Source organism: Priestia sp. MDV22-iso46, from assembly GCF_058629175.1.
The window spans coordinates 359,662-370,335 of the sequence record NZ_JBZVWT010000004.1 but is presented as its reverse complement, the minus strand read 5'-3'; the positions used below and the strand labels follow the sequence as shown (position 1 = coordinate 370,335).

Genomic DNA, 10,674 nt, shown 5'->3' with positions numbered 1-10,674 from the left:
TTGCATGTATTAGGCACGCCGCCAGCGTTCATCCTGAGCCAGGATCAAACTCTCCGAAGAAATGTTTGACTTGCTCAATTTAAAAAATAAAAATTAACGTTGACGTTTACTATTTCGTTCAGTTTTCAAAGAACTCTTGTCTTAAAGCGACTCCTATATAATAACACTTTATAAGAATCGTTGTCAACACTTTTATATAACTTTTTTAAAACTATTAAGAAAGTTATATATGTTTTGCTGACTTTTTATATATTACCAAAATGAAAAGCCTATGGCAAGGTTTTTTTACATAAAAAAAGCCCCTGCTTTTTCAGGGGCTTTTTTTTATTCTTCTGTTTCTTCAGCTTCAATTATTATATCTGTCTCTTCATGTTCATCTAATTCATCTAACACTTCGTCTTCATCTTCTGAAGTTTGTACTTTTGCAACCGTTGAAACAAACTCTTCGTCTCCTAAACGGATGACTTTGACACCTTGTGTGTTACGGCCCATTTGTGAAATATCTGAAACAGAAACACGGATAAGAACGCCGCTTACTGTGATAAGCATAATATCTTCTTCTTGAGATACGCATTTCAGTGCGACAACATCACCATTTTTATCAGTGATATTACATGTTCTTAAACCTTTACCGCCTCTTGTTTGTACACGATATTCTTCAATCGGCGTACGTTTTCCGTAACCATTTTTCGTAATGATCAAGACATCTGATTGTTCTTCGAGAATCTCCATACCGATTACTTCATCTTCTGAATCGAGAGTGATCCCTTTAACTCCAGTAGCTGTACGTCCCATTGAACGAACATCATTTTCATTAAAACGAATTAACATACCCTTCTTCGTTCCAATAACCATATCGCGCTTACCATCTGTCAATTTAACAGAAATCAATTCATCTTCTTCTCTTAAATTCAAGGCGATAAGTCCGCTATTTCGAATGTTCTCAAAAGAAGATAAAGGTGTACGCTTAGAAATTCCTTGTTTTGTAGTAAAGAATAGATACCAATCGTCTACAAATTCATCGACGCGAATGATGGCATTTACCCACTCACCCTTGTCTACTTCTAACAAGTTAATAATAGGTATCCCTTTAGCCGTTCTTCCGTACTCTGGAATTTCGTATCCTTTTGTCCGATAGACTTTTCCCTTATTTGTAAAGAAGAGAATCGTATCATGAGTAGAAGTTGTTAGAAGATGTTCAACGAAATCATCTTCGTTTGTATTCATTCCTTGAATACCTCTTCCGCCTCTTCGCTGACTCTTATACGTAGAAACAGGCAAACGTTTAATATAGCCGTTGTGCGTTAAGCTAATAACAATATCTTGGCGAGGAATCAGATCCTCGTCTTCGATAATTTCAGCTCCTCCGCTTACGATTTCTGTTCGACGGCCGTCATTGAATCTTTCTTTTACTTCTATTAGTTCTTCTCTAATAATTTCTAATACTTTTTCTTCATCTGCTAAAATAGCTTTTAATTCAGCAATTAGCGCTAATAAAGATTGATATTCTGCTTCAATCTTCTCTCGCTCTAATCCTGTTAAACGCTGTAGGCGCATATCCAAAATAGCTTGCGCTTGTTTTTCAGATAACGAAAACTGCGTCATTAATCCTTCACGTGCAATATCTGTTGTTTGAGAACCTCTAATTAAAGCAATAACAGCATCTAAATTATCAAGAGCAATCTTTAAACCTTCTAAAATATGCGCACGTGCTTCTGCTTTTCGAAGTTCAAATTCAGTACGACGACGAATAACCACTACCTGATGGTCTAAGTAGTACTGTAGACATTGCTTCAAGTTCAATACTTTTGGCTGTCCATCTACTAATGCAAGGGTATTAATACCAAAACTTGTTTGAAGAGATGTCTGCTTATATAAGTTGTTTAATAAAACATTTGCATTTGCATCACGTCTTACTTCAATAACAATACGCATACCTGAACGGTCAGACTCATCTCGTAAATCCGTAATTCCATCAATCTTCTTATCACGAGCTAGCTCAGCAATTTTTTCAATTAGCTTTGCTTTATTTACTTGGTATGGAAGTTCATGAACAATAATAGTTTGTTTACCATTGCTTTGTTCTTCAATTTCTACTTTTGCGCGAACAATAATAGAACCTTTTCCAGTTTCATAAGCTTTACGAATTCCACTGCGGCCAAGAATTTGTCCTGCAGTTGGGAAATCCGGGCCTGGAATAATCTCCATTAACTCTGCAATTGTGATATCAGGGTCTTGACTTACAGCTAAAACGCCGTCAATGACTTCCCCTAACTGATGCGGAGGAATATTTGTCGCCATACCTACCGCAATTCCGGCTGAACCGTTTACAAGTAAATTTGGAAATCTAGCAGGTAATACAATTGGTTCACGTTCAGAACCGTCATAGTTATCTTGGTAATCAATTGTATCTTTATTGATGTCACGCAACAGTTCCATCGACACTTTTGACATTCTTGCTTCTGTATAACGCATAGCTGCTGCTGCATCTCCATCAACAGATCCAAAGTTTCCATGACCGTCGATTAGCATATAACGATAGCTAAAATCTTGTGCCATACGAACCATTGTTTCATATACAGCTGAGTCACCGTGTGGGTGATACTTACCAATTACTTCTCCTACGATACGAGCTGATTTTTTATATGGCTTATCCGATCCCATACCTAAATCATTCATTGCATATAAAATACGACGGTGCACAGGCTTAAGTCCGTCTCTTACATCTGGTAAAGCACGCGATACAATTACGCTCATTGCATAATCTAAAAAGGATGCGCGCATTTCTTGACTAATATTTACTTCTCTTATTTGAGAGTTTGGTTTATCTGACATCGATAAGAACCTCCTTCGCGAAGTTCAGTATAGTAATTCATATATATGTAAACGCAGGATAGAACCTATCTCCATCCTGACGTTTATATACCCTTTATAAAAAATATAAAGGGTATTACCGTTCATTTAAATATCAAGATTTTTTACGTACTGAGCATTTTCTTCAATGAAATTACGGCGTGGTTCTACTTTGTCGCCCATTAAAATTTCAAATGTCTCATCAGCTTCAATTGCATCTTGCAAGTTCACCTGAAGAAGGGTACGGAACTCTGGATCCATTGTTGTTTCCCATAATTGTTCAGGATTCATCTCTCCTAAACCTTTGTAACGCTGAAGGTTTGGTTTTGCGCCTTCAGGGAAAGAAGCTAATACCTCTTCTAATTGACGATCGTTGTACGCGTACTCCACTTTTTTACCTTGTGAAACTTTGTAAAGAGGCGGCTGAGCAATGTACACATATCCGTGCTCAATAATCTGTCTCATATAGCGATAGAAGAACGTTAGAAGAAGCGTACGAATATGCGCACCGTCTACGTCTGCATCTGTCATAATCACAATTTTATGGTAGCGGGCTTTCGAAATATCAAAATCGTCACCAATACCCGTTCCTAGAGCGGTAATGATTGTACGAATTTCGTTATTAGATAAAATTTTATCTAAACGCGCTTTCTCTACGTTGATAATTTTACCACGTAAAGGCAAAATAGCTTGGAAATGACGGCTTCTTCCCTGCTTAGCTGAACCTCCGGCAGAGTCACCCTCTACTACATAGAGTTCGCTAATAGAAGGATCTTTTGATGAACAATCTGCTAATTTACCCGGTAAGTTTGAAATTTCAAGCGCGCTTTTACGGCGTGTAAGCTCACGAGCTTTTTTAGCTGCCATTCTTGCTCTTGCAGCCATTAAACCTTTTTCAATTACCTTTTTCGCCACAATAGGGTTCTCTAGCAAGTAAGTTTCTAAGTGTTCTGCAAACACAGAGTCAGTAATTGTTCTTGCTTCACTATTTCCCAGCTTTGTTTTTGTTTGTCCTTCGAACTGCGGATCTGGGTGCTTAATAGAGATGATAGCTGTAATTCCTTCACGAACATCTTCACCTGTTAGATTGGCGTCACTGTCTTTAAATACGCTGTTTTTACGTGCATAGTCGTTAATTACACGCGTTAACGCTGTTTTAAATCCTGCTTCGTGCGTTCCACCTTCATATGTGTGAATATTGTTTGCAAAAGAATATAAATTACTTGTATAGCTATCGTTATATTGAATAGCAATTTCTACAGAAATGTTGTCTCGATTACCTTCAATATAGATTGGCTCTTCGTGAATCACTTCTTTCGAACGGTTTAAGTGTTCAACGTAAGACTTAATTCCGCCTTCATAGTGATACTCACGTCTTTTATCTTCTTCACGTTTGTCTTCAATCGTAATTTTAATGCCGCGATTTAAGAAAGCTAACTCACGCAGACGATTAGCTAACGTATCAAAATCGTATTCAAGCGTTTCTGTAAAAATTTCACCGTCTGGACGGAATTGAATAACAGTACCTGTTTTATCTGTTTCTCCAACTACTTTTAAGTCAGCAGCCGGTACACCTCGTTCATATTTTTGATAATGAACTTTACCGTCACGATGTACGTGCACTTCCAAAGAGGTAGAAAGTGCATTAACAACTGAGGCACCTACACCGTGTAATCCACCAGATACTTTATAGCCGCCGCCGCCAAATTTACCTCCGGCATGAAGAACCGTTAAGATAACTTCAACGGCAGGTCTGCCCATTTTTTCTTGAATACCAACCGGAATTCCACGACCGTTATCTTTGACTGTAATACTATTATCTTTTTCGATAATAACATTAATTTCATCGCAATAGCCGGCCAGCGCTTCATCAATACTATTATCTACAATTTCCCATACAAGATGATGTAGACCCTTTGCGCTCGTCGATCCAATATACATCCCCGGACGTTTACGAACAGCTTCTAATCCTTCTAATACTTGTATCTGATCAGCTTCATATGCTTGTACTTCTTTTTGTTCCATCGTCAAATGTATCACCTACACTTTTTTTTAACAGCAAACTGCTGTATTTATCATTTTGTATTATGTTTTTCGAATATTATGTGGAAATAATACGGAGCCTTTAATGTATTTGCAATTTGTTTACTTAATGCACAAAATTTTCATAAACGAGGGTACGAGTTGAAATATATAGACTTAAAACTATAATGATATCATATTTCAGTTAGATTGCCTTGCGAAAAGTTTTTAGACAGATCAATTACTATTTGACCTTTTGAATTTGGCCAGCTTCTACGTGATATGTAGCGGCTTTTTCTAAGGTCTCGTGATGAATTCCTTCAATGCTCGTTGTCGTTACAAACGTCTGAACTTTTCCTTGAATGGTATTTAGCAAGTGTGATTGACGAAAATCATCTAATTCAGACAATACGTCGTCTAAAAGCAAGATTGGATATTCACCTACTTCTTGATGAATTAACTCAATTTCAGCAAGCTTTAACGATAAAGCAGTCGTCCGCTGTTGCCCTTGTGAACCAAATGTTTGAACGTCTTTTTCATTAACGTAGAAAAGAAGATCATCACGGTGTGGTCCTGCTAAGGTGACACCTCTATCAATTTCTCTACTTTTTATTTTATCAAACTTTTGATGATATGCTTCTAACATTTTCGACAAATCTGCATCTTCTGATACATCAATTGAATTCTTATACTCAATTTTTAATGTTTCTAAGTCTCGACTGATCCCTTTATGAATAGGCTCTGCCCACTGTTGAAGTAACTGTAAAAACTCAAAACGTTTTTTTAAGATTTTCGCCGCCATTTCACTTAACTGTAACGTAAGTACGTCTAAAAGTGAAAGATCCGTTTGTTTTTTTGTCTGCAGCTGCTTCAAATATTGATTTCTTTGCTGCAAAATCTTTTGATACCTGCTTAAATCATGCATGTAAACAGGCGAAACTTGACCAATTTCCATATCGATAAATTTGCGCCTTACTTGCGGACTCCCTTTAACTAGGTTCAAATCCTCCGGAGCAAACATGACAGTGTTAATTGACCCTATATATTGACTGAGTTTTTTCTGCTCAATGTGATTATATTTTGCTTTTTTCCCTTTTGTTGAGATGACTAAATCCAGTGTAACAGGTCCTCTATGCTTTTCTACAATGCCGGATAGCTTTGCATACTCACAGTCCCATTTAATTAATTCTTTATCGTTGGATGTACGATGAGATTTAGCCATAGATAATACGAAGATCGATTCCATCACGTTTGTTTTACCCTGTGCGTTTTCACCCAAAATGACGTTTACTTTATTTTCAAAAGGAATCGTTGTCTTCGTATAGTTTCGGTAATTTGTTAAAGTAATTTCTTTAATATACAAACGTTTCACCAACTTTAAGTAATAACAACAAATGATCCTGCAGTCGGTATATCCACTTCGTCATTTGCATATAATTTACGTCCGCGGCGCTCTTCTAGCTCCCCGTTTACATATACTTCGTGCTCACTTAAAAACCATTTTACCATTCCACCTGTTTGAATGACGTCTGCTAGTTTTAAAAACTGGCCAAGCGTAATGTATTCAGTTGAAATTTTAACCTCTGTTTTCATGCGACTCTCTCACTTTCTAATGATGTATCTCTATTTTACTAAATAATTCTCCTTGAGAAAAGAAAGCTACTAGTACGGCATGCTAGTAGCTTTCTGAGATTTAATATGTTCGCACTGGTAAAATCAGCTGCAGCATTGAATCATCCTCTAATGTTCGAATGACAAATGGACGCATCGCACCAGTGAAGTTGATTTTGATATCTGTTCCTTCGAGCGCTTTTAATGCATCTAACATATATTTTGCGCTAAAAGAAATTTTTAATTCTTCTCCTGAGATAGACTGACTTTGTACCTCTTCAATTACTTTTCCGATTTCAGGAGAGTTAGAAGAGATTTCAACAATTCCTTCATCCAGCGTAGATAGTTTTACTACGTTGTTTCTTCCTTCACGAGCTAATAAAGAAGCGCGGTCAATCGATTGCAAGAATTCTTTTACGTTCAATATAACATCCGTTTTACTATCAGCTGGGATCAATCTTGAAGTATCAGGATAATTTCCGTCCAATAATCTTGAGAAAAATAGTAAATGTTTTGTTTTGAATAATACTTGATTTTCCGTGATAACAATGTCTACTAATTCATGAGAATCATCAAGGATCTTACTGAATTCACTTAAACTTTTACCTGGAATAACCACATTATACGTTGCTTCATTTCCAGTTTCAATGGTCGCTTTTCGCAAAGCTAGACGGTGACTGTCAGTGGCAATGCACGTTAATTCTTTGCCATCGACCTTCCAGTTTACACCTGTCAAGATAGGTCGTGTTTCTGAGGTGGACACCGCAAAGACAGTTTGTCGAATCATGTTTTTTAATAAGTCTGTCGGTAATCTAAACATGTTGTTTTCTTCGATCTGTGGTAAATGAGGATACTCTTCTGCATCTAAACCATTTAAGTTAAATTCAGCTTTTCCTGAACGAATGATTGTTAAAAAGTGACTTTGGACGTCTAATTCTACAATGTCTTTAGGAAGCTTTTTTACGATTTCACTAAAGAAACGAGCTGGGAGAACAACGCTTCCTGGTTTTTGGATATCAACAATCTCTTTTCCTTCTTCTTCATTTGGAATAAACGATTCAATCGAGATATCGGAATCACTTCCTGTTAAGGTAACACCTTCTTCAGTCGCTACAATTTTAATCCCCGTTAAAATTGGAATTGTTGTTCTAGAAGATACAGCTTTCATAACGTCTTGAACGCTTTGAACTAGATAGTCTTTCTGTATGATAAATTTCATAATAATTAATCCTCCTTAAAAGTAGGTTTAAAAGCTTATTATTTATTATATTTTAAGATAGTAGTAGTAATAGGGGCTGTGGAAATGTGGATAACCCCTAAAAACGTGAGAACACAGCCTATCCACATGTGGACAGACTGTGTACAATCCTAACTCACTTATACACAAAATACAAGTAAAAAAAGCCTATATTTTTAGTGATTCACTTATTTCTTTAATTTGTTTTTGTAGGTCAGTATCTGTTTGAACAAGTTTTGAGATTTTTTCATGAGCATGGATGACAGTAGTATGGTCTCGCCCGCCAAACTCTTCTCCAATTTTAGGCAGCGAAAAATCCGTTAGTTCGCGAGAAAGGTACATGGCAATTTGTCTAGGAAACGCAACTGACTTTGTACGTTTCTTTGCTTTGAAATCATCTAATTTTATATTAAATTCTTGTCCAACAATCTGTTGGATGTCTTGAATCGTAATAACCCTAGGTTTTGAACTAGGAATGATATCTTTTAATGCTTCTGCTGCTAAATCAGCGTTTATATCTTTATTAATTAGTGAAGAATAAGCTACTACACGAATAAGTGCGCCTTCTAATTCTCTAATATTTGAATCAATCTGATTGGCGATATAAAGCATAACTTCATTTGGAATAACTAAGCCGTCCGCTTTGGCTTTTTTACGCAAAATAGCAATTCGTGTTTCCAAATCTGGTGGTGTGATGTCTGTAATAAGGCCCCATTCAAAGCGAGAGCGAAGTCGATCTTCAAGTGTAGGAATTTCTTTCGGCGGTCGATCACTTGAGATGACAATCTGCTTGCTTTCTTCGTGAAGCGTATTAAACGTATGGAAAAATTCTTCTTGTGTCTGCTCTTTACCTGCTAAGAATTGAATATCATCAATCAGTAAAACATCTACATTACGGTATTTGTTGCGGAATTCTACTGCTTTATTGTCACGAATAGAGTTAATAAACTCGTTTGTGAATTTTTCAGATGATAAGTACACGACTTTCGCGGCAGGATTATGATCTAACACATAGTGGCCTATGGCGTGCATTAAGTGTGTTTTGCCTAATCCTACTCCCCCGTAAATAAAAAGCGGATTATACGCTTTAGCCGGCGCTTCTGCTACTGCTAAAGAAGCTGCATGCGCAAACCGATTTCCAGATCCGATAACAAATGTATCAAAGGTATACTTCGAATTTAGCATGCTTTGAGGAAATTCTGCTCCTTCGTCTTTATTGACTTTCTTTTTAGGAGTTTGAATATCGAATTCTTCCTCGGCCTGGTTAGGAGGAATAATAAATTTTACATCTAACTCTTCCCCCGTAAGATCATAAAGTGTTTCAGCAATTAAATTAGAATACCTAGATTCTAACCAGTCCCGTGCAAAATCATTAGGTGCAGTAATAATGAGCGTGTCTCCTTGTAAAGCATGAGCTTTTGTCGATTTGAGCCAGGTTTCAAAACTAGGTTTGCTTAATTTTTTTTCAATTTGATCTAAAGCTCTATCCCATAAATCATGAATGTTTTCCAACGAGCAATCCCTCCTTTTTCTAGCTTTTATGCGCTTTGTACAACCCTTGTACAACCTGTACAAAACCTTATGCATAAAAAATTTATATTTATACAATTGCTATTATGTGGGTAAATATATATTATAGAAGAAAGTCGACTATTCGACAGATTCCACATGGTGTGGATAACTTTATACAGTAATAGTGGAAATGATGTCCACAAGTTGTCCACAGTTTGTGGATAAAAACCAACTGTGGAAAAGTAATTAAGAGTGAAAACAAAAATATAATATCAAAGAATTCGGCATGATGCAATGAATTTTCGAAACTTATCCACAATCACTACACCTTGTGGAGAAAAGTTTTCCACAACACAAGATAGTGTGCATGAGTTGTCGATAAGAAATGGAAAAGTAGAAAAATGTCGAAAAAACTTATCCACAATGGTTTAAGAGAAGAATTTGAATAAAAAAGAGGCTTTTTATAACCTGTATTGTTGTAGTTTTGTTCAGTAAGGATGCGATCGCAGCTGGTAGAGAAAGAAAAAGAGATGAAAAGGAAAAATTTTTTCTTTAATAAATCAATGAATTTTATTGATTAGGTATAGACAATTGGGTTATAAAGATATTAGAATGAAGAAGATTGAGTAAAACAGATAATGAAACCAAGAGATTGAAAATTTTATTTTTTAAATAACATTGACATCTTCTTAGTCTTTTCATTATAATTGCAAGGACTGTCTTTTTCAGTTATTCCTCGAGGAGGTGTTTATAGATGAAAAGAACTTACCAACCAAACAAACGTAAGCACAGTAAAGTACACGGTTTCCGCGCTCGTATGAGCTCAGCGAATGGACGTAAAGTTTTAGCTCGTCGTCGTCGTAAAGGAAGAAAAGTATTATCAGCATAATAGACCACTGACGCCAGTGGTCTTTTTTCGCTTTATAAGGCTAAAATCACCTCTGTTCCTGTAGGGACTACATAAAAGCATGACCTGAAAAAGGGCAGGAGTTGTTAAAAATGAAAAAAAGATATCGTATAAAAAAGAATGATGAATTTCAAACAGTTTTTAAAAAGGGCAAGTCCGTAGCGAATCGCCAATTTGTCTTGTATGTTCTAGACAAACCGGATCAAGAACATTTCCGCGTAGGATTCTCCGTGGGCAAAAAGATTGGAAATGCCGTGACTCGTAATCGAGTTAAGCGCCTTGCTAAACAAATTATGTTTGAATTCACACCGTATTTGAAGCAAGACAAAGATTATATTGTAATTGCAAGGCAGCCTGCTGCAACAATGAGCTATGAAGAAATTAAAAGCAGCTTGCAGCATGTCTTTAAGCGTGGCAAATTACTTACACATAGACAAAACGATTAATAAACAATAGAAGAAAAGCCTTTAATAGCTGTTGTTTTTCTACCGCATCCTTATATAATGGATTTTGACGCACTTTCAGAATTGAA

Annotated in this window: 8 protein-coding genes and 1 rRNA gene; 2 read left to right on the top strand and 7 right to left on the bottom strand. The window is 36.5% G+C overall.

The genetic code is table 11. The annotated features are described in order from the left end of the window. From AC4NPH_RS22725 to dnaA, 7 genes are all read right to left on the bottom strand, one after another. Window positions 1-60 (bottom strand): 16S ribosomal RNA (locus tag AC4NPH_RS22725); the annotation flags it as partial. Window positions 61-324: 264 nt separating this feature from the next. Next, a complete protein-coding gene (gene gyrA, locus AC4NPH_RS22720; RefSeq protein ID WP_013054825.1) occupies window positions 325-2,835 on the bottom strand; it encodes a DNA gyrase subunit A in 2,511 nt (836 codons plus the stop codon). 126 nt (window positions 2,836-2,961) lie between these two features. Continuing rightward, a complete protein-coding gene (gene gyrB, locus AC4NPH_RS22715) occupies window positions 2,962-4,878 on the bottom strand; it encodes a DNA topoisomerase (ATP-hydrolyzing) subunit B (RefSeq protein WP_013054824.1) in 1,917 nt (638 codons plus the stop codon). A gap of 241 nt (window positions 4,879-5,119) precedes the next feature. After that, window positions 5,120-6,238 (bottom strand): DNA replication/repair protein RecF, encoded by a 1,119-nt coding sequence (gene recF, locus AC4NPH_RS22710; RefSeq protein ID WP_013054823.1) that lies wholly within the window; start codon window positions 6,236-6,238, stop codon window positions 5,120-5,122. A 14-nt stretch (window positions 6,239-6,252) separates the two neighbouring features. Beyond that, window positions 6,253-6,468: a S4 domain-containing protein YaaA gene (gene yaaA / locus AC4NPH_RS22705; protein WP_098196919.1), complete on the bottom strand. Its 216-nt coding sequence runs from the start codon at window positions 6,466-6,468 to the stop codon at window positions 6,253-6,255. Between the two features lie 100 nt (window positions 6,469-6,568). Continuing rightward, entirely contained in the window at window positions 6,569-7,705 is a 1,137-nt protein-coding gene (gene dnaN / locus AC4NPH_RS22700; RefSeq protein WP_013054821.1) for a DNA polymerase III subunit beta, read from the bottom strand. Between the two features lie 186 nt (window positions 7,706-7,891). After that, window positions 7,892-9,235, bottom strand: coding sequence for a chromosomal replication initiator protein DnaA (gene dnaA, locus AC4NPH_RS22695; RefSeq protein WP_013054820.1), 1,344 nt, complete (start codon window positions 9,233-9,235; stop codon window positions 7,892-7,894). Window positions 9,236-9,989: 754 nt separating this feature from the next. On the opposite strand from dnaA, the gene rpmH reads away from it, so the two are divergent. Both rpmH and rnpA read left to right on the top strand, forming a co-directional pair. Then, window positions 9,990-10,124, top strand: coding sequence for a 50S ribosomal protein L34 (gene rpmH, locus AC4NPH_RS22690; protein ID WP_013059930.1), 135 nt, complete (start codon window positions 9,990-9,992; stop codon window positions 10,122-10,124). A gap of 110 nt (window positions 10,125-10,234) precedes the next feature. Beyond that, window positions 10,235-10,588: a ribonuclease P protein component gene (gene rnpA / locus AC4NPH_RS22685; protein ID WP_013059929.1), complete on the top strand. Its 354-nt coding sequence runs from the start codon at window positions 10,235-10,237 to the stop codon at window positions 10,586-10,588. Window positions 10,589-10,674: the final 86 nt, after the last annotated feature.

Bases quoted from the DNA above. Each gene is read 5' to 3' on its own strand.
- gyrA (WP_013054825.1), bottom strand. From the start codon at position 2,835: ATGTCAGATAAACCAAACTCTCAAATAAGAGAAGTAAATATTAGTCAA.
- gyrB (WP_013054824.1), bottom strand. From the start codon at position 4,878: ATGGAACAAAAAGAAGTACAAGCATATGAAGCTGATCAGATACAAGTA.
- yaaA (WP_098196919.1), bottom strand. From the start codon at position 6,468: ATGAAAACAGAGGTTAAAATTTCAACTGAATACATTACGCTTGGCCAG.
- dnaN (WP_013054821.1), bottom strand. From the start codon at position 7,705: ATGAAATTTATCATACAGAAAGACTATCTAGTTCAAAGCGTTCAAGAC.
- rpmH (WP_013059930.1), top strand. From the start codon at position 9,990: ATGAAAAGAACTTACCAACCAAACAAACGTAAGCACAGTAAAGTACAC.
- rnpA (WP_013059929.1), top strand. From the start codon at position 10,235: ATGAAAAAAAGATATCGTATAAAAAAGAATGATGAATTTCAAACAGTT.